18 protein-coding genes and 1 tRNA gene are annotated in these 24,448 nt (G+C 55.8%); 12 read left to right on the top strand and 7 right to left on the bottom strand.

The genetic code is table 11. The features are described from left to right. Positions 1–25 precede the first annotated feature (25 nt). Positions 26–1,339 (bottom strand): replication-associated recombination protein A, encoded by a 1,314-nt coding sequence (locus NMK_RS01475; RefSeq protein WP_109013994.1) that lies wholly within the window; start codon positions 1,337–1,339, stop codon positions 26–28. Continuing rightward, on the bottom strand, positions 1,339–2,541 hold the full coding sequence (locus tag NMK_RS01470; RefSeq protein WP_109013993.1) for a glycosyltransferase: 1,203 nt from the start codon (positions 2,539–2,541) through the stop codon (positions 1,339–1,341). The genes NMK_RS01475 and NMK_RS01470 overlap by 1 nt, the downstream gene beginning before the upstream one ends. Before the next feature lie 209 nt (positions 2,542–2,750). Here NMK_RS01470 and NMK_RS01465 point away from each other — a divergent pair, with 209 nt between their 5' ends. Genes NMK_RS01465 through NMK_RS01455 form a run of 3 tightly spaced genes read left to right on the top strand, consistent with a single transcriptional unit; the run spans position 2,751 to position 7,955 of the window. Continuing rightward, on the top strand, positions 2,751–4,406 hold the full coding sequence (locus tag NMK_RS01465) for a ShlB/FhaC/HecB family hemolysin secretion/activation protein (protein WP_109013992.1): 1,656 nt from the start codon (positions 2,751–2,753) through the stop codon (positions 4,404–4,406). 26 nt (positions 4,407–4,432) lie between these two features. Further along, entirely contained in the window at positions 4,433–7,252 is a 2,820-nt protein-coding gene (locus NMK_RS01460; protein WP_109013991.1) for a beta strand repeat-containing protein, read from the top strand. Between the two features lie 16 nt (positions 7,253–7,268). Further along, a complete protein-coding gene (locus tag NMK_RS01455; RefSeq protein ID WP_109013990.1) occupies positions 7,269–7,955 on the top strand; it encodes a FecR family protein in 687 nt (228 codons plus the stop codon). Positions 7,956–8,016: 61 nt separating this feature from the next. On the opposite strand, the gene NMK_RS01450 is transcribed toward NMK_RS01455, so the two are convergent. The 4 genes from NMK_RS01450 to msrP form a co-directional block, all read right to left on the bottom strand. Next, the gene (locus NMK_RS01450) at positions 8,017–9,441 is read right to left on the bottom strand and encodes a tetratricopeptide repeat-containing glycosyltransferase family protein (RefSeq protein WP_181376136.1); all 1,425 of its coding nucleotides are present in this window, start codon (positions 9,439–9,441) and stop codon (positions 8,017–8,019) included. Between the two features lie 138 nt (positions 9,442–9,579). Further along, positions 9,580–9,655 (bottom strand) — tRNA-Lys (locus tag NMK_RS01445). Positions 9,656–9,687: 32 nt separating this feature from the next. Then, the gene (gene msrQ, locus NMK_RS01440) at positions 9,688–10,359 is read right to left on the bottom strand and encodes a protein-methionine-sulfoxide reductase heme-binding subunit MsrQ (RefSeq protein WP_109013988.1); all 672 of its coding nucleotides are present in this window, start codon (positions 10,357–10,359) and stop codon (positions 9,688–9,690) included. Next, positions 10,359–11,339, bottom strand: coding sequence for a protein-methionine-sulfoxide reductase catalytic subunit MsrP (msrP, locus tag NMK_RS01435; protein WP_109013987.1), 981 nt, complete (start codon positions 11,337–11,339; stop codon positions 10,359–10,361). The genes msrQ and msrP overlap by 1 nt, the downstream gene beginning before the upstream one ends. Before the next feature lie 93 nt (positions 11,340–11,432). Here msrP and NMK_RS01430 point away from each other — a divergent pair, with 93 nt between their 5' ends. Next, positions 11,433–11,846, top strand: coding sequence for an ester cyclase (locus NMK_RS01430; RefSeq protein ID WP_181376135.1), 414 nt, complete (start codon positions 11,433–11,435; stop codon positions 11,844–11,846). 34 nt (positions 11,847–11,880) lie between these two features. On the opposite strand, the gene NMK_RS01425 is transcribed toward NMK_RS01430, so the two are convergent. Next, a complete protein-coding gene (locus NMK_RS01425; protein WP_370848361.1) occupies positions 11,881–14,022 on the bottom strand; it encodes a YgiQ family radical SAM protein in 2,142 nt (713 codons plus the stop codon). Positions 14,023–14,224: 202 nt separating this feature from the next. On the opposite strand from NMK_RS01425, the gene NMK_RS01420 reads away from it, so the two are divergent. The 8 genes from NMK_RS01420 (at position 14,225) to pagP (ending at position 24,430) form a co-directional block, all read left to right on the top strand. Next, the gene (locus tag NMK_RS01420; protein ID WP_227871307.1) at positions 14,225–17,050 is read left to right on the top strand and encodes a bifunctional diguanylate cyclase/phosphodiesterase; all 2,826 of its coding nucleotides are present in this window, start codon (positions 14,225–14,227) and stop codon (positions 17,048–17,050) included. A 20-nt stretch (positions 17,051–17,070) separates the two neighbouring features. Then, positions 17,071–19,299, top strand: coding sequence for a heavy metal translocating P-type ATPase (locus NMK_RS01415; protein ID WP_227871304.1), 2,229 nt, complete (start codon positions 17,071–17,073; stop codon positions 19,297–19,299). Next, positions 19,296–19,661 carry a cupredoxin domain-containing protein gene (locus NMK_RS01410; protein ID WP_109013984.1) on the top strand — a complete coding sequence of 122 codons (366 nt, stop codon included), beginning with the start codon at positions 19,296–19,298 and terminating at the stop codon, positions 19,659–19,661. The genes NMK_RS01415 and NMK_RS01410 overlap by 4 nt, the downstream gene beginning before the upstream one ends. Positions 19,662–19,673: 12 nt before the next feature. Then, a complete protein-coding gene (locus NMK_RS01405; protein WP_227871303.1) occupies positions 19,674–20,156 on the top strand; it encodes a YHS domain-containing protein in 483 nt (160 codons plus the stop codon). 81 nt (positions 20,157–20,237) lie between these two features. Continuing rightward, entirely contained in the window at positions 20,238–20,885 is a 648-nt protein-coding gene (aat, locus tag NMK_RS01400) for a leucyl/phenylalanyl-tRNA--protein transferase (protein ID WP_227871341.1), read from the top strand. Continuing rightward, positions 20,869–21,600, top strand: a complete 732-nt coding sequence (locus NMK_RS01395) for an arginyltransferase (RefSeq protein WP_109013983.1) — start codon at positions 20,869–20,871, stop codon at positions 21,598–21,600. The genes aat and NMK_RS01395 overlap by 17 nt, the downstream gene beginning before the upstream one ends. A 167-nt stretch (positions 21,601–21,767) precedes the next feature. After that, complete coding sequence (locus tag NMK_RS01390; protein WP_109013982.1) at positions 21,768–23,762, top strand: UvrD-helicase domain-containing protein; 1,995 nt, start codon at positions 21,768–21,770, stop codon at positions 23,760–23,762. A gap of 110 nt (positions 23,763–23,872) precedes the next feature. Beyond that, the gene (gene pagP, locus NMK_RS01385) at positions 23,873–24,430 is read left to right on the top strand and encodes a lipid IV(A) palmitoyltransferase PagP (protein WP_109013981.1); all 558 of its coding nucleotides are present in this window, start codon (positions 23,873–23,875) and stop codon (positions 24,428–24,430) included. Positions 24,431–24,448 lie beyond the last annotated feature (18 nt).

Raw genomic sequence — 24,448 nt, 5'->3', positions numbered from 1 at the left:
GTCCTGAAATACGCGCGGTTTGTGGCTATCCGCGCTTCTTGGCTTGTTGGTCCAGCGCCCGCAGATGCGCCAGCTTTTCCCCTATTTTACCCTCCAGCCCGCGCGGCGTGGGTTCATAAACGCGCAATGGCTGCATGTTGTCGGGAAAATACTGCTCACCGGCGGCATAGGCTTCCGGTTCGTCGTGGGCGTAACGGTATTCCTTCCCGTAACCAAGCTCTTTCATGAGCTTAGTCGGGGCGTTACGGAGGTGAATCGGCACAGGTCGAGTCTGATCCTGGCCCACTAGCGCCTTCATCTTGTTGTAGGCCATGTAGGCCGCGTTGCTCTTGGCCGCCACGGCGAGATAAAGCACGGCATTAGAAAGCGCCAGCTCGCCTTCAGGCGAGCCCAGGCGTTCGTAGATCTGGCAGGCTTCCAGTGCCATGGTTTGTGCACGCGGATCGGCTAGGCCGATATCTTCCACGGCCATGCGCACAATACGGCGACCAAGGTAGAGCGGGTCCGCCCCACCGTCCAACATGCGCAGCAGCCAATACAGCGCCGCGTCGGGGTTGGAACCACGTACCGATTTGTGCAGCGCCGAAATCTGGTCGTAGAACTCCTCCCCGCCCTTGTCGAAACGGCGCAGCTTGGAAGAGAGCGTGCTGTTGAGGAATTCGAGATCGAGCTTGGGGATACCAGCACCGAGCGCGGCATTAAACAACTGCTCTACAAAATTAAGCAGCTTGCGCGCATCGCCATCGGCGTAAGCCAGCACCTGCTCCTTCACTTCGGCATCGACGGCCAGCTCAGCAGCTTCCTGCTGCCGCGCGCGCTCGAACAATTGGCCGAGTTCGTCCTCGTTGAGCGCCTTGAGTACAAACACCTGTGCCCGGCTCAACAACGCGCTGTTGACCTCGAAGGACGGGTTTTCGGTGGTAGCGCCGATAAAAGTGAATAACCCGCTTTCCACGAACGGCAAAAAAGCGTCCTGCTGAGATTTGTTGAAACGGTGGACTTCATCTACGAACAAGATGGTGCGTCGCCCGGATTGCTGGAGGGTGTGCTGCGCCCGTTCCACCGCCTCTCGGATGTCCTTCACGCCGGAAAGCACGGCCGATAGCGGAATGAACTCCGCATCCACGGAATTCGCCATCATGCGCGCCAAGGTGGTCTTGCCTACGCCAGGCGGCCCCCACAAGATCATCGAGGGTAGCCGTCCCGACTCGAATGCCATGCGCAAGGGCTTGCCCGGCCCCAGCAAGTGTGACTGCCCCACAACTTCATCCAGCGTCTTGGGGCGCAAACGCTCGGCAAGCGGTGCGTGTGGTTCGATATTGGAAAACAGGTCTGCCATTACTCGATCAGGCTCTTGATGGTTTGTACGATCATGTTGCGTTGCGCAACGGGATCAAAATCTGCATATTTTGCCGCAAAACCGGCCGCCGCTTGCTTGAAACTTTTATCGGTCAGCATTTTCCTGACAAGCTCGGGGTAATCCGAATTTCCTTCCATATCAGTAACAATCCCCGCTCCAATCGCCATCACACGCTGCCCCATCAAATATTGCTCGAGATGCATGGGCATCAAGAGCAACGGAACGCCAGCCATCAATACATCCGAAACAAAGCCATGGCCAGCATAGTTGATGGCTAGATCGCATGTAGGCAACAAGTGATCGAGCTTAATCAACTCATCAACAATTCGGCAGTTGGGACTTTGCCATTGTGCTTGCTGTGTCGCGGATAAACCGGGGATAAAAGCAACGATTCTGCAGTCTGCAGCTTTGAGTGCTTGCATCATCGGCTCTAACGCTTTCACTTCAGGCCTCAGATAGACCAGAACGCACGGATCATCGCCGTCAGGCCAATCGACGGGCTTACCCTTGGCTTCAATCATACTGCCCACATAAAAAGCCCGCTGCATTTCGGCGATGCGGAACGCATAGTGGTCCAGTTCAGGAAATGTGCACAACAGATTGGCTGCCACGTCAAAAAGATCGGCAACCGATCTCAGCGGCGGGCGGTGATAACGATCCAGCACGATGTTGATATTGCGCGTCACCCATCGGTCAGCCTCTACAAGGCGCTCGACCGGGACCGGTACCCAGGGACGCATATTCGGAACCGGATTAACGCGCGGCGGAAGATTAAATCCACTGCCCAAGGTAATAGCGGGAAGACCTAGAATACGCGCTGCCAATAGCGCAGTAGGAGAATAGTTGGCAATTACCGCCTGGGCATTCAAAGCTTCAAACGCAGAGCACCAGCCTGTTACCAGGCCTTGCAGGCAATCAGCATCGTGATACCCGTAACGGAGCAAGATTTCAGCAAAGCTTAACGGTGGATCCGGCAGCCCACCAACTTGCAGCGTCCATACCGGGCTTTGCAATACGGGCATCGCCGGCAGGTTTAGTCCGACAATCCCGTGCAACTCGCGCACCATCAATGCAATAGGCAGATGGTGATTATCCAGTGTACGCATGACGGGAAGCATCTCACCCAGATGACCGAGAGTGCTGCCTAGTTCCCAGACACACACCACGCGCTTTTGCGCCATAAATAAGAATTTCCTTAAATTTGATCAAAAAAACATTAATTAATCAGCTCAAAAGTTTAATTAACAAATACCGCAAACATCCATTGATTATCCATTGACTTTTATAAGGAAATTACTCAGCATTACCAATAATTAACGCGTTTCCAGAACAAATAATGCCAATAATTCCGGGAATAGCGAATAAATAATCCATAAGGGAGCTAAAGGATATGTTCAGCCGACGCTTGCGTGCCCTGACCGCAGCCGGAATTCTTGGTGGCCTCGTTGCCACCTCCAGTTACGCAGATGCAGACCTCACTGCATCGCCTCGCTTCGATATTCGCGAATTTCAGGTCGAAGGCAACACCCTCCTGCCAGAATCCCAGATTCATTCCCTGGTTACGCCTTATGTCGGCGTCTCACGCGATTTCGGCGATGTTCAACGTGCCATTGCGGCATTGCAAACTGCTTATCAGCAACTGGGTTATAACTCCGTGCAAGTGCTCCTGCCCGAGCAGGAAGTCGTCGACGGTGTCGTCAAGATCAACATCCTTCAACAGCATATCGGCAATATCAATGTCGAGGGTAATCAGTTCTACGAAAGCGACAACATCCTCCAAACTGCGCCAGCATTGAAGTCTGGTGAAATCCCCAACATGAAGGTGGTACAGAAAAGCATTGCTGTCGCCAACGAAAATCCCAGCAAGCAAACCGTCGTGTTGTTCAAGAACAACCCGGACGACCCCGCCACCATCGACGCAACGCTCAAAGTGGTCGACGACAAACCCTGGAAAGGCTTTGTCACATTGGACAACAGCGGCAGCCGCGAGACTGGCCAGGGGCGGCTCGGATTCGGGTACCAAAACTACAATTTGTTCGGCCGCGATCATCGGCTCACCTTGCAGTACATCACCAACCTTCACTCCCCCGAGGAATATTTCAACCCGGAACACGAAGTCAACGTGTTCGGTGCAGCCTACACCATTCCGCTTTATGAGCTGGGCGACAGCGTGGACTTCATCGCCGGCTATTCCAACGTCAATACGGGTACGGTGGCGGGCGGTTTGATTACGGTCAGCGGCAAGGGTGTGATCCTTGGAGCGCACTACAACCACAATTTTGCCAAGCAAGGCAATTACGACCAGCGCGTGGTGGGTGGCGTGGAATATCACGCCTATCGTAGCGACATCTTCATTGGCGGTTCCGGCAGCGGCCTGACGCCCCATGTGACGGCGACGCCGTGGAGCCTGACCTATATCGGCAAATGGCAGCAGGAAGAGGAAAAATTCGCTTTCAGCGTAGGTGGCAGCTGGAACGTGTTGTCGGAAGCCGCAAGTCATGGCGACGAAGCGATTTATAAGGGCTTCCCCTACCTCGCCGAGCAGGATTTTTCCAAGTACAGCTTTAGTGTCGATGCGGTGCACGCCTTTGCCAAACATTGGCAATTGCACCTCAACCTGAGTGGCCAATTTACGGATGACCATCTCATCCCCGGCGAGCAGTTCCGCATCGGCGGCATGGATTCCGTACGCGGCTGGCACGAGAGTGTGATCTCCGGCGACAAGGGTTATCGTTGGACGGCGGAAATCATCACCCCGGATTTCGGCAACCAATTGGGAGATAAAGTAGGCTTGCGTGCGCTGGCATTCATCGACGGCGGGTATGTCGACAACAACCGCGGCATAGATGGCACCAAGGCCGTGGACGGTTCTGACAAATCCATTGCCAGCATCGGTGCCGGGTTACGCTACAGCTACAGCAAGAACATCGTCGCGCGCTTCGACTACGCTTACGTTATCGATGGCGACATCAACAAGAACAACCCTACCGGCAGTCGTGAGCGCGGCGACGCCTTCGGCCACATCGCCCTGGGCTACATCTGGTAAACCATTATCGAGCGGAGACCACCATCATGGCCTCGAATAAAGCAACTCCCACTTTCAAACGCAAGCTGCTCGCGACTGCTGTCATATCCTGCTTTGCAGTCGGCACTGTCGAGGCTAACCCCAACGGTGCAACGGTTGCCCACGGCACAGCGACCTTCAGCACATCGGGCAGCACGCTCACAGTGACCAACACGCCTAATGCCATCATCAACTGGGCCAACTTCAGTATCGATAGCGGGGAGACCGTGCGCTTCGTGCAACAGTCCTCCGCTTCCGCCGTGCTGAACCGCGTTACCGGCAGCAATCCGTCACAAATCCTGGGGGCACTGCAATCCAACGGCAAGGTATTCCTGGTCAACCCCAACGGTATCCTGTTCGGCGCTAACGCCCAAATCAACGTCAACGGTCTGGTCGCCTCATCGCTCAATATTACCGACAGCGATTTTCTCAATGGCAAGCTCAAGTTCAATGCCGACCGCGCTAATCCTGGTGCCGTGACAAATGCGGGACAAATCGCAACGCCGGCGGGCGGCTTTGTCTACCTGCTCGCGCCCAACGTCGAAAACAGCGGTGTCATTACCACACCGAGCGGTGAAGCAATCCTGGCAGCAGGCAATTCCATCGAAATCGTCGATTCGGTTGATCCCAGCCAGCGGGTCGTCGTATCGGCGACGAGCCAGGATGTCAACCTTTCGCAACTGATGACACAGAGCAACGGCAATATCTTCACCGTGCTAAATTCGGGCAAGGTGTCTGCGAATACGGCAGTGCAAGACCAGACGGGGAAGATTTATTTCAAGTCCGCGGGAAATATTTTGACTACCGCAACCTCGGTACAGGAAACAAACGGCAATCTGAATGCCGATGGCGGGCATATCCAGGCATTTGCAGACGGGGGCGGTTTTTACCAGGGAACGTTCTCGGCGGACGGTAAAAACGGAGGATTTATTGAAACTTCCGGCCATTACCTGAATGTAGAGGGTGTCAACATCTCTGCAAAAGGCTTGGATGGAAATGCCGGCACATGGCTCCTTGACCCAACGGATGTAACGATCATTCACGCGACTACTGCCAATGACACCAATTTGTATGGAGGCTTCTCAACTTTCCAGCCTCAAGCTGGCAGTTCCTCCACTGTTATTTCCGATTTCACACTTAATAACGCCATCAACGGCAACACAAATGTAACCCTGACCACGCAGCCGTTCGATAACGCAGTAGGAACCGGAAACGGAGATATTACCTTTGCAGGGGATGTCGTACTTAGCAAGAGCTCAGGCGCCACATTCGGCACCACCTTAGCCATCAGTGCCTATCGAGATATCGTTTTTGGTGGAACCGGCACCAACAGCATCGTAAATAACTCCACTAGCCAGAGCCTTCTCGTTACTCTTGAGAGTGGAACGGGTGGCAGTGGAAGCATCAGGAATATTGTAGGAAGTACCTTGACCCTCAACAGCGCTGGCGGCGGAGGCTCAATGGTCCTTCAAGTAAAGAATGGAAAAACATGGACTAATAATGGAACCACTAACCTTCTTGGTGGTTCCCAGATCCAATTGTACGATGGCACCACTCCTGGGACCTTTGTTAACAACGGCACAGTTAATATCACCAACAATACGTCTAACTGGGCGTTCAGGACTGGTGGCGGTAGCGTTCAAACAGGTGTGATCAACAATAACGGCATTCTAAACGTCACGACCGCGGGTCTGAACTCGTTCGAAGCCATTTTCAATAATGGCACATCGGGAAAGCTGAACCTCTCAGGAGGCGGCACATTGAGTTTGCAAAATGCCGGCACCATTAGAGGCACAGTCAATATCGGTAGTGGTTCAAAAGTGTGGTTGAGCCAGGACAACGGCGTCTCGCACATTTTCAACAACACCACCCTGAACGGCCCTGGCACTCTACAAGTTGACATTGGAACGACTCAGATGACCGGAACGATTACCTTGGGTAGCGTGGTAATCGATTCACGGGTTACAGTTGCCGCGCCAACGGGGGTTACCCTCAATTCATCGTCTGGTATTAATTTAACCAACTTCAACTTGAGTGCCGCATCCGGCAATGTGGCGGTGAACTCTTCTGCAGGGATTGTATTGAACAACGTGGGGATCACCGCGACGAATGGCAATGTCACGCTAGCAGGATCGACACTTTCTTTGGATGCTGCCACGATAAATTCAGCCACACAAAATTTGAGCGCAAGCTCTGGTATCTCGCTCGTCAACGACACCACACTCAACACCAGCGGCAATATGCAAATTAGTACGCCTGGTGCGCTTATGATCGATGGATCAGTTCTAACTTCCAATGGCACGCTTTCGTTCACCGGCGGCAATACGACTATCCAGAATATCAGCAGCCTCTCATCGAACACGATGTTCGGAAAAGCTAGCGGAGATATGACGTTGAATGGCAGTTCGTCGTTAACTGCACAGTCCGAAATGACGCTGACGACAACTGGACATTTATCCTTGAATAACTCCAGCTTTATCAAGGTCGTCTCCCCAAACACACTATTCTTTAATTTCCCTGCGCTATTTGCTAATGGCTGGTCGGTGGACGGCCTTGCAAACGCTTACGGTACAGCAGGAAACGGCTCTTACATTATCGTGAACAATGCAACTCCTATCCTGGGGAGCGACTTTTTCGTAACGTATGCATCATCGACACCTTCAACCATGGGCGTCATCTACAACACTCCGAGTAACGCGCTTACACCCAGCGATCCGGTTCCCACGGGCATCACGTCCGGACTCCCCACCATAGGCGATTTCTTCCCGACTGGGCCGACCAATCCGCCCGGTTTGAATCGCGACGAAACACCCCAGCAGTGCAGTTGATTGCAAGGACAAGTTCATGTTGAAAACACTACGCCTGCTCGCAGTTCTGTTCACCGCCTGGCTTTCTCTGGAAGCCTACGGCGCGGCCGCCATCGTGACCAATCTTAGTGGCACCTTGTACGTGCAAAAACCGGACGGAACGACGAAGATTTTGTCGCAGAAGTCGGAAGTAGACGTGGGTGATGTGCTCTCCACAGAGAAGGATAGCTATGCTCGCATCAAATTCACCGACGGTGGAGAAGTGATCATCAGCCCGAAATCGCGCCTTAAGGTAGACGATTACCGTTTCGAGGAAAATTCGCCAGACAAGGACAATTTCGTATTCAGCCTCATCAAGGGCGGCTTACGGACGATTACAGGCCTAGTAGGCAAGCGCGGCAACCGCGATGCCTACCGATTGAATACGCCAGTCGCGACCATCGGTATCCGAGGCACGCACTTCCGCCTGCTGATGTGCCAGAACGATTGTGAGAAGTTGATCAACGGGCTGCATATCAACGTCATCAGCGGCACTATCAATGCCCGCAACCAGGGAGGCGACAAGGACTTCACTTCCGGCCAGTATGGGTATGTGAAGGACGAAAACACCGCGCCGGAACTGGTTCCTGATGATCCTGGCTTCCCGCCTTTCGAAAGCACATTTGACGGCATAGGCGGCGAGAGTGGGGAGGACACCAGCGGACCTGGCTGCTATGTGAAATAACAGTCGAGGCGTTCTAGCGTTTGCAGAAAAATACGGCCCGAGTTTCCCCGGGCCGTTCTATTTATAGCGCTTCAAGCGCAGCTTTTAGTTCGAGCATCACAGCCTCCCAATCCCCTATCGCGGGCTGACGGAACAAGCGTGCATTGGGATACCAAGGACTGTCACTTCGATCCAGCATCCACCGATAGTCTGGCATATAGGGCAACAGTAGCCACAGAGGCTTGCCCATTGCGCCGGCGAGATGGGCTACTGAAGTATCCACGGAGATGATGATATCCATGGCGTCGACCAAGGCGGCCGTATCGGAAAAATCGTGGATGTCATCTGCATGAATACGAATTTGCGTACGCTGCTGAAGAGTCTCTAGGTCTTCTTCCCGAATATCTTTTTGCAAACAGTGAAATTCAAACGGGAAATCTAGCACGGATGCCAACTGGGAAAAGCGGAGACTACGGTTCCGGTCGTTCTTGTGCGTGGTGTTACCAGACCAGACAAGGCCGATGCGCAGAAGACAGCGCTGGCCGAGACGGGCTTGCCATTCTGCTGTTTTGATTGAGTCGCTAAAGAGATACGGGATATTGGCGGGAATCGTATCTAGTGTGGTCTTGAACGCAAGCGGAAGGCTCATTACCGGGCAAAGCGCATCATAGTGTGGCAACGCTTCGCCTGAGGCGACAATCTTGAAAGTACTCGGGAGCGTAGCCAGTACCGACACCAATGCCGCCGGGGCTTCGAGGATCACCTGAGCACCTAGCGCCTCCACCTGGGGCACATAGCGACAAAATTGTATGTAGTCGCCCAACCCCTGCTCTGGGTATATCAACAATGTTTTTCCCGCAATTGAAGTCTGTCCCAGCCATGGCAAACCGCGAAACTTCCCGGATGCTTTCGCTTCATTGCGCAGCCAACGCCACTCGAACAAACTCCAACCCAACTCATACTGGCCCACTAGAATCAGCAACAAGGCCTTGTTCCAGTAAGCTTCGGCATATTCGGGATTTAACTGGATGGATTGCTGATATGCCGCCCATGCCTCTTCCAGTCTGTTAAGTTCCTGCAAGGCGATACCCCGATTGCTATGCGCTTCCGCATAAGCAGGGTAAAGCGCCAACGCCTGATCATAACTGGCAACGGCTTCCTCGAATCGATTAAGCGATTTCAACACGACACCGCGATTATTCAAGGCTTCCAGATAATCCGGTTGAATCGCGATGGCGCGGTCGTAGTCCTGCAACGCCTCTTCGAAGCGCATGAGAGTTTTCAGTGCAACGCCGCGATTGTTATAGGCCTCTGCAAAATTTGGGGAGTACGTCAGTGCCTGGGTGTAGCAAGCGACGGCTTCGGGTAAACATCCCTTCTTATGCAGCGCCAAACCTTGTTGGGTAAGAGCTTCCGCAATATCGGCCTGTACTAACGTAGCACGTGTAGAAATGATGGGAGTCGCCTCCAGACTAAGAGGCGATTTGTAATCATTGTTATTCTTCATTGTTCTGCCCTTACCGGGATTACCGCCAGTTCGTGACATACATCAAGACTGCTGCCAAGCTTTGAGATGCGTCGAGAGCAACTCAATACTATCGTCAAAACAAAAACGGCCTAGGTCGTAACCTAGGCCGTTGAATTCTGGTGGGGCATGTAGGGGTCGAACCTACGACAAACGGATTAAGAGTCCGCTGCTCTACCAACTGAGCTAATGCCCCCTCGAGAGACCGCAATTATCCAGATGAGCTTATTACCTGTCAACACCTTTTTTGCGGAAAACCGCTCTGCAAGCCAATAGCAGGGCCAAAACCATTGCGTAGACAATGGGTTGAGTCAAATCCTTTTTGACCAGCCACCAGTAGTGCGTCACCCCTAAAATGGCAATGGGGTAAACCAGGCGATGCAGTTTCTGCCAATTGCCCCCCAGGCGGCGCATCATGGCGTTGTTCGAGGTGGCGGCCAATGGAATCAAACAGAGAAAAGCGGCAAAGCCGACCAGCACGTAACGATGTTTGGCGACGTCCTTGGTGATCGACGCCCAATCGAACCATTGGTCGAGCCAAACGTACGACAAGAAATGCAGCACTGCATAGAAAAAAGCATAGAGCCCTAGCAGTCGACGCAACGCGACCAGCCAGTTCAGGCCTGTGATCTTGCGCAAAGGCGTGATCGCCAAGGTGATCATCAGGAATGTCAGTGCCCAGGTTCCGTTGGAATGGATAACGAACTCAACAGGATTAGCTCCCAGGTTGTCCATAAAACCTAGCACCACCAAACGCACCAGCGGCAACAGCGCCAGGAGAAATACCGTTGCCTTGATACGCTTGATCTGCTGCGCGGATACCTTGACCCATATCCCTGGCTTCGGCTTCGACTCTGCCTTACGCCCCTCACCTCGACCTAATGCAGCGGATTGTCCCATCAGAAATATTTCCTCAAATCCATGCCCGTATAGAGCTGCCCGACCTGATCGCCGTAGCCGTTGAACATTAATGTCTTGCGGCGACGATTGAACAAGCCGCCCTCCCCGATCCTGCGTTCGGTCGCTTGGCTCCAACGCGGGTGATCGACTTCCGGGTTCACGTTCGAATAAAAACCATATTCATGTGCATTAGCTCGCATCCAGCTGCTCACTGGCATTTTTTCAGTGAAACGGATGGTCAAGATGGACTTGATTCCTTTAAAGCCATATTTCCAAGGCACGACAAGGCGAAGTGGCGCACCGTTCTGGTCCAGCAAGGCCTCGCCGTATAGGCCGACGGCAAGCAGCGACAGAGGATGTCGCGCCTCATCCAGCCGTAATCCTTCGGTATACGGCCAATCCAATACCGGCACACGTACCCCGGGCATCTGGTCTGGATCCGCCAGCGACACGAACTCAACGTATTTGGCATTACCCGTAGGTTCTGCCCAGTCGATCAGCTTGGCAAGCGGGATACCGACCCATGGAATGACCATGGACCACCCTTCCACACACCGCATACGATAAATACGCTCCTCCATCGGAGATAACTTGAGCAAATCTTCGAGGCCGATTTTCTTGGGCCGCTTCACCTCCCCTTCGATACTTACCGTCCAAGGCTGCTTGTGCAATGTTCCCGCATTGCTGGAAGGATCGCTTTTTCCTGTGCCGAACTCATAAAAATTGTTATAAGTCGTCACGTCCTCATAAGGCGTGAGTTTTTCATCGACGCGATAAGCGCTTTTGACGATCGGCGTGAGTTTGCGACGTGTCTGCGCTTGCACGACGGCAGCCTCAGCAGGATGAATCAACCCGCTAGTCAGGCCTGCGGCAGCTGCTAAGCCAAGTCCTGCCGTCTGAAGAAAACGGCGGCGCTCGGCATAGATTTCCTTTGGCGTAATTTCCGAAGGGGTAATATCGGCGGAACGACGAATAATCATGATAGTCTCCTGGTATTTCCTATTGCTTTTGTCGGTTTACTAAGCAGAAAATTACACTGGATTCCAAAATAATTTTGCAGGACGGAGATGCCCATGCGCCCGCACAAAGAAATCGTCCGGCAGTTTTACGAAGCCATTTGGAATAACGACGACAAAACCATCATTCCAGAGTTGCTCTGCGAAGATTTCTCCTTCCGGGGCTCCCTGGGGAAAATGCAGTACGGCCATGCCGACTTCGCCACTTATCTCAACCTCGTGCGCGAATCCATCCAGAACTATCGCTGCGATATCGTCGAAATGATTCAAGAAGACGACAAAACCTTCGCCCGCATTCATTACTCTGGCATCCATTACGGGGATTTTCTAGGCTACGCCCCAACTCACGCCAAGCTCGAGTGGAACGGTGCCGCCGTGTTTACCTTTCGCGACGGCAAAATCGCCGACCTTTGGGTACTATGGGACATCCAGGGCCTGCAGAAGCAGCTCGCACAACTGATCCAGGAATAAAAAAGCCGGCTTACACGCCGGCTTTTTTATTAATTTAGTAGTGTCGCGGATTGGGCTTCTTGAAGCCTTTTACTCGCGGCGTACCTTCTTTTGCACGATCACGGTGTTTACCTCCGCCTGATGGCGTCGTGGTCGTCGGCTGCCAAGCCGGCACAAGATGCTTTTTACCATTGCCAATGAGATCGGCACGTCCCATCTCCTTCAATGCCTCCCGCAGCATCGGCCAGTTAGCCGGATCGTGATAGCGCAGGAAAGCCTTGTGCAAGCGCCGCTTGCCGCCTGCCTTGGGCACGGCCACATCTTCGCTCGACTTGGTCACCTTGCGGAGAGGATTCTTGCCGGAGTGGTACATGGCTGTCGCCATTGCCATGGGCGTAGGGGTAAAGGTCTGCACTTGATCCAAGCGGAAATTGTTCTGCTTGAGCCAGATGGCCAGATTCATCATGTCTTCATCCGTCGTACCCGGATGCGAAGCGATGAAGTACGGGATCAGGTATTGCTCCTTGCCCGCTTCCTTGCTGAAACGCTCGAACATCTCCTTGAACGCCTGATATGCCCCCATGCCCGGCTTCATCATTTTCGACAGAACATTCTCTTCCGAATGCTCCGGCGCAATCTTGAGATAGCCGCCCACATGGTGCTGCACCAGTTCCTTGACGTATTCCGGCGATTTCACCGCAAGATCGTAGCGCAGGCCGGAACCAATGAGGATTTTCTTCACTCCGGGAATCGCCCGCGCCTTGCGGTACAGCTGGACCAGAGCCGAGTGATCGGTATTGAGGTTGTCGCAAATATCCGGATAGACGCAGGAGAGCTTGCGGCAACTCTTCTCGATATCCTTGCTCTTGCAGGCCAATCGATACATGTTGGCCGTAGGACCACCCAGGTCGGAAATCATGCCGGTAAAACCTTCTACCTTGTCGCGGATTTCCTCGATCTCGTGAAGGATGGATTCTTCCGAACGGCTTTGGATAATGCGGCCTTCGTGCTCGGTAATCGAGCAGAACGTACAGCCGCCAAAGCAACCGCGCATGATGTTGACCGAAAAACGAATCATCTCCCAGGCCGGAATCTTGGCGCCTTTGTAGGCCGGATGAGGCGCACGGGCGTAGGTCAGGCCGTAGACGTGATCCATTTCCTTGGTGGTGAGCGGAATTGGCGGCGGATTAAGCCACACTTCACGGTCCCCGTGGCGCTGCACCAAGGCGCGGGCATTGCCCGGGTTGGATTCCAGATGCAGTACGCGCGAAGCATGGGCATACATCACCGGGTTGGCCGAGACCTGCTCGTAATCCGGCAAACGTACCACTTGGCGCTCGCGAGGCACCTTGGCCGGGCGATGAATCACGATAGGCTGACTTGCAGGCTGGTCGGCGACACCGTCCGAGGCGCAGGCAGCACCTTCCGCCATCACCATGGCGTACGGATCAGGATGCGGATCGACGCGCCCCGGACGATCCATCATCGCCGAATCGACTTCCAGCCAATCCTCAGGGATGGATTTGCGCAGGAACGCCGTGCCGCGCAAATCGGTGATATCACGAATATTCTCGCCCTTGGCGATACGATGCGTGAGATCGACCAAGGCCCGCTCGGCGTTGCCGTAGATCAGCAAATCGGCCTTGGAATCCACCAGGATGGAACGGCGAACTTTATCCGACCAGTAGTCGTAATGAGCAATACGGCGTAGGCTGGCTTCAATGCTACCGATCACCACCGGCACATCCGAATACGCCTCGCGGCAACGCTGCGAATAAACGAGAACAGCACGATCCGGCCGCTTGCCGGCTTCGGCATTGGGCGTATACGCATCGTCCGAGCGGATTTTACGATCGGCCGTGTAGCGGTTGACCATGGAATCCATGTTGCCCGCGGTCACACCGAAATACAGGTTGGGCTTGCCCAATACCTTGAACGGATCAGCCGATTGCCAATCCGGTTGAGCAATAATACCGACGCGGAAGCCCTGTGCTTCCAACAACCGACCAACCAGTGCCATGCCGAAGCTGGGATGATCGATATAAGCGTCGCCGGTAACCAGAATAACGTCGCACGAATCCCAACCCAGCGCGTCCATCTCGACGCGACTCATGGGGAGGAAAGGGGCGGTTCCGAAGCGTTTTGCCCAGTACGGGCGGTACGAAGTAATAGAGAGGGGCTCTTGCATGGCGCGCATTGTACTCTTGTACCGAATCAATTACATCAATAAAAACAAACCCATAAAGCATTTGGGCGGAGTATTCGAGATTGATGAATCACGATCAATACGAGACCTACCTAATCCGCATGGCATTCTTTGCCTTTTATCTAGACGTTAACGAAGCAAATCCCTAGACTATGTACACATAGCCCTACAACTAAATTCCAAGACTACCGGCTTGAAATTCCTATCCACATTACAGCGATTCCTGATCCCGATCGTGATCCTGGTCATCTTCGGGCCGCTGTTCATGGCGCAGCGCGAGTTCTCGCAAGAAATGCGCAACGTCGACCTCTTTGCCCAAGGCCGGGCGGAGTCCCTGAAGCGCCTTCTGACCGTCAGCGAACACCTGATGATGGACCAAGTACAAGCGTCCATGCGTTTACTCAAGGAAGTCGGGATCGATCAGCAAGGCGCACCGCGCATCAATGGCGAAGCCGTCGTTCTTGGACGCAAGGTACCTGCCCTGTATCTCGGTAACCAGCCGCAAACCATCAATTTTGCTGTCGTCGATCACGTCACCGCCATCATGGGCGGCACCGCCACGCTATTCGTCAAGACGGGGGAAGACTTCGTCCGCGTGGCTACCAACGTCAGGCAAAACGGTGAAACGCAGCGTGCTGTCGGCACTATGCTCGACCCGCAAGGCAAGGCCATCCAGGCCATCCGCAACGGCGCGCCTTTCTACGGCGTCGTCGATATCCTGGGTACACCGTACATCACCGGCTACGAACCCATGTTCGATGCCAACCACCAGGTCATCGGTATCTGGTATGTGGGTTTCAAAGTCGATATCCAGGCCTTGCGCGAGGCCGTCGAGAGCACCAAGCTACTGCAATCAGGGTTCGCCGCCGTGCTGGATGCCAACAGGCATATCCGGTTCCTATCCAAACACGTATTGGAAAAAACCGCGGAACAGATCATCAAGCAACAAGACCCGGACTGGACGCTGACACGACAGCAAATCCCGGAATGGGGATTCGAAGTCGTGGTGGCCTACCCCACCAGCGAAGCGCATAACGTCAGCCTGACGCGCTCATCCAACATATTGCTTATTTTCCTCGCCCTGGGGCTTGTGCTCATCGCGCTGGTGATTTTCCTGATGCGACGTTTTGTGCTGCGACCATTGGGTGGCGACCCCGTGGTCGCGACCGAACTGGTGCGCAACATTTCTGCAGGTAACCTGGCCGAAGACGGCATCGAGGCGGATGAAGGCACCTTGATGGCCAACATGCTCAAGATGCGGCAAAACCTGCGCTCCATGGTCGAAACGCTGCACCAGAATGCCGAACGCCTCAGCCTTTCCGCGAGTGTGTTCGAACATGCTCACGACGCCATTTTCATCGCGGACCCGCACGCCCGCGTCATCGAAGTCAATCCGTCATTTATCAAGATCACCGGCTATGCACGGGAAGAAGCCTCGGGGCAAGACGTACAAGCCTTGCTGGCACCCGAACATGATGCTGAAAGCTTCAGCGAAGTATGGCAAGCAGTCGAAGACAAAGGCATGTGGCGCGGCGAAACCTGGCTTTCGGGCAAGCACGGCACAGTGTTTGCGGCCTGGCTCGACATCTTTGCCGTGCGCGACGAACGCGGCGTGGTGCGTCGCTACGTCGGCGTGTTCTCCGACATCACACCGCTCATGGAACAGCAGCAAAAGCTGGAGCGCATGGCTTACCACGATGCCCTCACCCAGCTACCCAACCGCGCCCTGTTCTCCGACCGCCTGCAACAAGCACTGGCCCATATCGACCGTAACGGCGGCCTGCTGGCCGTCAGTTATTTCGACCTCGACGGATTCAAGCCCATCAACGATACCCTGGGGCACGAAGCCGGGGATCAGCTATTGATCCAGCTTGCCCAGCGCCTGCGTACCAGTTTGCGCGCCGGGGATACCGTAGCGAGACTAGGAGGAGACGAATTCGCCCTGCTGCTGTGTGGCCTGCAATCACGAGAAGAAGCCGGGCAAACGCTTGAACGCCTACTCGCCATCATTTCGGCGCCTTATCAGATCCAGGAGGTGACGGTGTATGTCTCCGCTAGTGCCGGGATCACGCTTTCGCCGCCGGACGATGCTAATCCCGATATCCTGCTGCGTCATGCCGACCAGGCCATGTACACCGCCAAGCTCAGCGGAAAAAATCGCTACCACGTGTTCGACCCCGAGCACGACCGCCAGGCCCGCGCCCAGCATGAAGCCCTGGCCGCCATCAAATATGCGCTCGATCAGGGGCAGTTCAGGCTGTACTACCAGCCCAAGGTCAACATGCGTTCAGGCAAGGTCATCGGCTCGGAAGCCTTGATCCGCTGGCTGCACCCCGAAGACGGCCTGCGGCCGCCGGCGGAATTCCTGCCGTACGTCGAGGATACCGACCTCTCCATCGAACTCGGCGAATGGGTTATCCACGAAGCACTTAAACAGCTCGCACGTTGGCAAGAAGAAGGCTTGGGCATCCAGGTCAGTGTCAACATTACCGCGCACCATCTGATGCAGCCCGATTTCGCCCAGCGCCTCAAGGAACTGCTAGATGAGTTTCCGCAAGTCCCGCCGCGTTTGCTGGAGCTGGAAATTACCGAATCTGCGGCGCTCGAAGATATCGGTGTCATTAGCGACCTGATCGACCACTGCCACACGCTTGGCGTGACTTTCGCCCTCGACGACTTCGGCGCGGGCTATTCCTCGCTCACTTATTTGCGCCGCTTGCCGGTGGACATCCTTAAGATCGACCAATCCTTCGTCCGCGACATGCTGCTCGACCCCAACGACATGGCCATCGTGGCCGGCGTCATCAGCCTCAGTCTGGAATTCGGCCGACGCGTCATTGCCGAAGGCGTGGAGACAGCCGAGCACGGCATGAAGCTCTTGGCAATGAACTGCGAACTGGCACAAGGCTACGGTATTGCGCGCCCTATGCCGGCAGAAGCCTTCCTCCCCTGGGTGAAAACTTTCAATCCGGATGCGCGTTGGGCGGAAGCCTATACCGACATGTTGATTCCCCGCTAAGTCCGTACTATGCTGGATTTGTGAGCCAATCCTTACCCCCGATTCACCTTTCGATCGAAGGCATGCGTTGCGCCGGTTGCGTCGGCGCGGTAGAAACCGCGTTGCGGGCCTTGCCCGGCGTACAGCAAGCCGATGTCAATTTCGCCGATCGCACCGCTACAGTTAGGGGCGAAGTTTCCCAAGGCGCTCTCATAGAAGCGGTCGTCAAAGCAGGTTACCAAGCACGCCAGGTCGAGGAAGAAACCGACAACGGCGAGCAACAGGCGGCCGAACAAGCGCATTACCGCAAGTTGCTGCATCAATCCTGGTTTGCACTCGCCGTGGCCGTACCCGCTCTCCTCTTCGGTTTTCCCGCAATGCTGGGCGGTGCCATACCGCATACGCTCATGCGTTGGGGTTCCCCCGTCCTAGCGGTGCTGACCCTATGTGTCATGCTGTATTCCGGGCCCCAGTTCTTCAAGGGTGCATGGAAATCGCTGCGCAATCACAACGCCACCATGGATACCCTGATTTCCGTCGGCCTGGGCGCAGCCTGGGGCTACTCGGTCACCGTCACGCTCGCGCCGCAATGGTTTCCAGCCGGTACAGCCGAGCCTTTTTGGGACGTCATCGCGGTGGTTACCGGATTAGTCGTGCTCGGGCAAGCGCTTGAAATGCGTGCCCGCGGCCGCACTTCAGAGGCCGTTAAACGCCTCATCGGGCTCAAACCAAAAACCGCCCGCGTTGTCCGCAACGGCCAGGAGATCGATGTGCCGCTCGCCGAAGTGCATGTAGGCGAAATTCTACGAGTCCGTCCCGGCGAGAAAATCCCCGTGGACGGCGTGTTGACCGAAGGCCATTCCAGTGTGGACGAATCCATGCTGACGGGCGAACCCATGCCGCTAGAAAAATCAGCAGGTAACGAAGTAGCAGGCGGTACGCTTAACAAATCCGGCAGTTTTTTGTTCCGCGCTACCCGCGTAGGCAAAGACACCGCGCTCTCCCGCATCGTCGAGATGGTGAAGCAGGCCCAAGGTGCGAAACCAGCCATCGGACGGCTGGCAGACGTTATCGCAGCGTATTTCGTGCCTGCCGTGCTCATCATCGCAGTCGTCACCTTTGTCGTATGGTTCGACTTCGGCCCGGAGCCGCATCTCAACTACGCCATGGTCGCCGCAGTCACCGTACTGGTGATTGCCTGCCCGTGCGCATTGGGACTCGCCACACCGATGTCGGTGATGGTGGGGGTAGGCAAGGCGGCCGAGCACGGCATCCTGATCCGCAACGGCGACGCACTGCAACAAGCGGGACGGCTGACCACCATAGTGCTCGATAAAACCGGCACCGTCACTCAGGGCAAACCTGCGGTCACGGCCATTGTTCCTGTGCCGGGCATGGCTGCGGGGACGGTGTTGCAATGGGCGGCAAGCCTCGAAGCAGGATCGGAGCACCCGTTGGCTGAAGCCATCGTGGCGAAGGCCAGGGAAAGCGGTTTGTCATGGCCTGCGGCCACGCAATTCCAAGCCGTTGCTGGGCATGGCGTGCATGGGCAAGTCGAGGGCGCGCATGTGCGGCTAGGCAATTCGAAATTCATGGAAGACCACGGCATCGACTGTAAGCCCTTGCGGAGCGAAGCGGAACGCCAGGCGGCAGGCGCGGCGACACCGATGTACTTGGCTGCAAACGGCAAACTGGCAGGTATTATCGCCGTGGCCGATCCGGTCAAGGCGGATTCTCAGCAGGCCATCGAACGCCTGCGCCAACTCGGTATCCGCGTCGTCATGCTCACCGGCGATAACGCTGCCACGGCGCATGCGGTTGCTGCAAAAGTCGGCATTAGCGAGGTCATGGCAGAAGTATTGCCTCAGGACAAGGACAAGCAAGTGGCAGAACTGATGCGTCACGGCGAAATCGTCGGCATGGTAGGCGACGGCATCAACGATGCCCCCGCTCTGGCCCGCGCCGATGTCGGCTTTGCCATCGGCACCGGCACCGATGTTGCCATCGAATCGGCTGACATTACCTTGATGTCCGGCTCGCTTAACGGTGTGGCCAATGCTATTGCCATTTCGCGTGCCACTGTGCGCAATATCAAACAGAACCTGTTCGGCGCCTTTATCTACAATTCCCTGGGTATCCCTGTCGCAGCGGGCGTGCTCTACCCCGTGTTCGGCCTGCTGCTCAACCCGATGATTGCGGGCGCAGCAATGGCCATGTCGTCGGTCACGGTGGTAAGCAACGCTGGGCGTTTGAGGTGGTTCAAACCATGAGCGCGTTGATTGTCACCCTCGCAGGCATTGCCGTTATCGGTCTCGTCGTTTGGTGGTTCTGGCTATCCAAGCCTCGCGCGACACGCGTCGTCAGCCAGGACGCCATCGAAATCCGGGTGAAAGACGGCACGTACCAACCGGCAGCCATCGAAGTCGCAGCCGGCCAGGCATTGAATTTGAAATTCGTACGTGAAGACGCTACGCCATGCGCGGAAAAGGTCGTGTTCGACGACCTCGGCATAACGGCGGATTTACCATTGAACCAGGCAAAAACCGTGGCAATTCCGGGACTGACGCCTGGCGAACACGAATTCACCTGCCAGATGGGCATGTATCGGGGGAGATTGATCGCCAGGCCTTGAGAGGGAATCGGCATGATGGAAAAACCAGGCTTTGTTCGAGATCCGGTATGCGGCATGCAGGTCGATCCGCATCAGTATGCAATTCAATACCTGGAAATTCCATATGCGTTTTGTTCGCGGCAGTGCCTGGAACGATTCAGAGACCATCCGCACCTCTACATAGGACAACCCGGCATCAAGGCGCCGCGGCAGGAAGGGCGTGAAGTCCTGAAGAAACGCAGCCTGCGGCTGGCCACCCCTTTGACAGGACAACAGGCGGTTGCCCTGGCCGAGGCATTGACCACCCTGCCCGGCATCCGGCGTGTAGAAGTCGAGGGCGAACGGCTTTATTTGATCTACGACTTGTTGCAAAGCACCGCGGAGCAAATCGAGGAAAAACTGGCCGAGGTCGGCGTCGGCCTTGGTGACGGCTGGGCGGATCGCCTCCGCCTGGCGTTTGTACATTATGAAGAAGAGCTGGAAGCAAGCGGCCTGGAAGTGAATGACAGGTTATAAACGAGGAAGGATGTCGTAGTGTTCAGGAATTACATTCCATGGCTGGAGCCGGAATCGTCGTTTCCACCGCTGGAAAACGCGATGCTCGAACCGAACGGGTTATTAGCGGCGGGCGGCGATCTCTCGCCGCAACGCTTGCTCGAAGCCTACCGCCGCGGCATTTTCCCCTGGTACAGCCGCGGCCAGCCCATCCTGTGGTGGAGCCCAGACCCGCGTATGGTGGTGTTCCCGGAAGAACTCAAGGTTTCCAAATCACTCGCCAAGCGCTTGAAAAAAGGCGATTTCGAAGTACGCACCGATTCGGCCTTCAGGGAGGTGATGTTGGCCTGCGGCAGTGCCCCGCGCGACGGTCAGCACGGAACCTGGATCGTACCCGAGATTGTCGAAGCCTATTGCAAGCTGCACGAACTGGGCTATGCCCATTCGGTCGAAACCTGGATGGACGGCGAACTGGTCGGCGGCCTATACGGCGTTGCCGTGGGCAAGATGTTCTACGGTGAATCGATGTTCCATAAGGCCACGGATGCATCCAAGATCGCCTTTGTGCACTTGGTGCGGTGGCTGCACAAACAGGATTTCGGCATGATCGATTGCCAGATGCATACGCCGCACCTGGAAAGCCTGGGTGGCCGGGAGATTCCCCGGCACGAGTTCGAGGAGATTCTGCGGCGGCTGATCAACTACCCGCATTCGACCCGAAAATGGAAGCTTCATGACGCTGCTCAATGACTTGCCGTTCGCACGGCTCAAGTTCTACGTCACCACGCAATATCCTTGCGGCTACTTGCCAGACCAGCAGGCCCGCTCGCTCGTCGCTGCCCCGGCGCAACTCATCGACACCGCGACCTACGGCGAACTGGTCAAGCAAGGCTTTCGCCGCAGCGGCCTTTACACCTACCGCCCCCACTGCGAAAACTGCCAATCGTGCGTACCGGTCCGCCTGCGGGTGAATGACTTCCACCCCACCCGCAGCCAGCGCCGAGCCTGGAAGCACCATGAAAACCTGATTGCCCTGATGCGTCCGCTGGAATTCAGCGAAGAACACTTCGAGCTTTATTCCGCTTATCAGAAAACCCGCCACGCCGGCGGTGGCATGGACACCGACAATGCCGAGCAATACCGCAGTTTCCTCATGCAAAGCGGCATCGATTCCGCCATGATCGAATTCCGTGAAAACGGCGTGTTGCGCATGGTCAGCATCGTCGACCGCCTCCCCGATGGGCTTTCCGCCGTCTATGCCTTCTACGACAGCAGCATCCCCGGTGCCAGCTACGGCACCTACAACGTCCTCTGGCTCACCCAATGGTGCCGCCAGCAAAATCGCCCTTACCTCTACCTCGGCTACTGGATCGAACAATCCCGCAAAATGTCCTATAAAATCGAGTTTCAGCCGCTGGAGAAACTGGTGGGGATGCATTGGCGGGAGCTGCCGAGAACACCTTAGATCAGGCTTAACCATCTTCGCAGCACAGTTCTCTTAATATCGTGAATTAGCGCCACATCTCTTGGTCTGCCTAATCACAATCTCTGAATTGCCCCAGATCCACAACGCAGTGACGCCCCACCCCTTCCTCCGTTAAAATCACGCCTGCTTGTTTCCCCTGACGCCTCATGCTTTCCAAACTTAACGATCCCCAACGCGAAGCCGCGAAGTACATCGACGGCCCATTACTCGTCCTGGCTGGTGCCGGCAGCGGCAAGACGCGGGTGATTACGCACAAGATCGTGCACCTGATCGACAAGTGCGGCTATGCGCCCAAGAACATCGCGGCGATTACCTTCACCAACAAGGCGGCGCGGGAGATGCAGGAGCGGGTTGGGCATTTGCTCGAGGGTAAGCCTTCCAAGGGGCTCACGGTCACCACCTTCCACTCGCTGGGTTTGCAGATGCTGCGGACCGAGGCGAAGCTGCTGGGCTACAAACCGCAGTTTTCCATTCTCGATTCTTCCGACAGCATGAAAACGTTGTCGGACATTCTCGCCACCACCGATAAACAACTGCTGCGCCGCACGCAATGGAAGATTTCGCAGTGGAAAAACGCCTTCGTTACGCCCGATACGGCAGCAGTCACGGCGGAGGACGAGCTGGAGGTGGCTTCCGCCAAGATTTACCAGCTTTACCAGCAGACGCTGAAAGCTTATCAGGCGGTAGATTTCGACGATCTCATCCGCCTGCCGGTGGAGCTGTTCGAGCAGTACCCGGAGGCGCTGGAGCGCTGGCAGCGCAAGCTAAAGTACCTGCTCATCGACGAATACCAGGATACCAATGCCTGCCAGTATCGCCTGGTGAAGATGCTGACCGGCATCGAGGGCCGATTCACCGCGGTGGGCGACGATGATCAAGCCATCTATGCCTGGCGCGGGGCAGATGTAGAAAATCTACGCCAACTGACGCAGGATTTTCCGCGTCTCAAGGTGATCAAGCTGGAGCAGAATTACCGCTCCACGGTGCGCATCCTGCGTGCCGCCAACAGCGTCATTGCCAACAACCCCAAGCTGTTCGAGAAGAAACTCTGGAGCGACCTGGGCGTAGGCGATCCCATCCAGATTGTCCCTGCCAAGGACGAGGAGCACGAAGCCGAACTAGTGACCATGAAGCTGCTTGCGCACAAGTTCGAGCATCGCACGCGGTTTGCCGATTACGCCATTTTGTATCGCGGCAACCACCAATCGCGCGTCATCGAGCAGCAGCTGCGCAACCAGAAGATTCCCTACACCGTCAGCGGCGGTACTTCCTTCTTCGACCGCGCGGAGATCAAAGACGTCATCGCCTACCTGCGCCTCATCGCCAACGAGGACGACGATCCTGCATTCATCCGCGCCGCCACTACGCCCAAGCGAGGCATCGGCAACACCACGCTGGAGCGCCTGGGCGAATTTGCCGCCAAGGACCATATTTCCTTGTTCGCCGCGGTATTCGAGCCGGAATTCCAGCACGCCGTGGGCGCTAAGCAGCTGGAAGATTTACTCACCTTCTGCAAGTTTATCCAGCGTATGCAACAGCGCGCCGTGAAAGACCCGGCCGGCCAGGTGTTGACCGATTTGCTTGGCGCCATCGGCTACGAAGCCTTCCTCTACGATAGCGAGGAGCCGCGCGCAGCCGAAACCAAGTGGAAGAACGTGCTGGATTTCACCGGGTGGCTGGCGAAAAAAGGCGAGGAAGACGAGAAGGACCTGCTCCAGCTCACGCAAACCGTGGCGCTCATGAGCATGCTGGAAGGCCGCGAAGAAGCCGAGCCCGACGCCGTCAAGCTCTCTACCCTGCACGCCTCCAAGGGGCTGGAATACGGCCACGTATTCCTCATCGGCGTGGAAGAAGGTGTGCTGCCTCACCGCGAATCCATGGACGAACAGAAGGTGGAGGAAGAACGCCGCCTGATGTACGTCGGCATCACCCGCGCCCAGAAATCGCTCACCATCACCTACTGCAAAAAACGCAAACGTGCCGGCGATTGGGAGTCGTGCGAGCCCAGCCGTTTCCTCGAAGAAATGCCGCCGGACGACATTCGCCATTCGGGTAAAGCCACGGTGGAAGCCGACCCTGCCGAACGCAAAGCTCAAGTGGCTAACCGCATCGCCCAGATGAAGGCCATGCTCGGAAAATAGCCCGTCTTTGCAGAACTTTACCTCTAAGTCATGAACTCAACATTAGTTGGGCGAGTCTTACCGTTGTAATCAACCCGGCTAACAACAGCGAAAAGCTCCGGAGCAATTCAATGACTAGACTACGTCCAACAGCAATCTGCATCGCCCTCGCCTTGTGCAGCACCTCCTCGGCCTGGGCCGTTTGCGACAACACCGACAGCCTGCTCGACCGCACCTGCCAACATGTCACCGACACTTGGGAGCAAGGCGGTAACGATCTCTACATCCCGTTCCACACCTACCACCTGCGCTCCGCCTATACCTCGGAGAAGATCGACTCTTTTCGCGAAGACAACTGGGGCCTGGGTTACGGACGCAGCCGCTACAACGCGTCCGGCAATTGGGAAGGTCTCTACGCCATGGCCTTCCTCGATTCGCATTCCAATGTTGAACCGATGGTAGGCTATGGCTATCAATGGATTGCAGGGCAACCGCAAGCGCTACATGCGGGTGTCGGTTATTCGGTGCTGGTGACGGCGCGTGAAGATATCGGCCACTACACGCCAATCCCCGGTGTGCTGCCCATCGCCTCGGTCGGCTACCGCGACGTTTCTCTCAACACGGCCTTCGTGCCGGGCGGCAAAGGTCACGGCAACGTGTTTTTCTTCTGGTCCACATTCGGGTTCTGACACATAGGTAGGCTGGCC

This window comes from Novimethylophilus kurashikiensis (genome assembly GCF_003112435.1).
Lineage (GTDB): Bacteria > Pseudomonadota > Gammaproteobacteria > Burkholderiales > Methylophilaceae > Novimethylophilus > Novimethylophilus kurashikiensis.
This window is presented reverse-complemented; position numbering and strand designations above follow the sequence as displayed.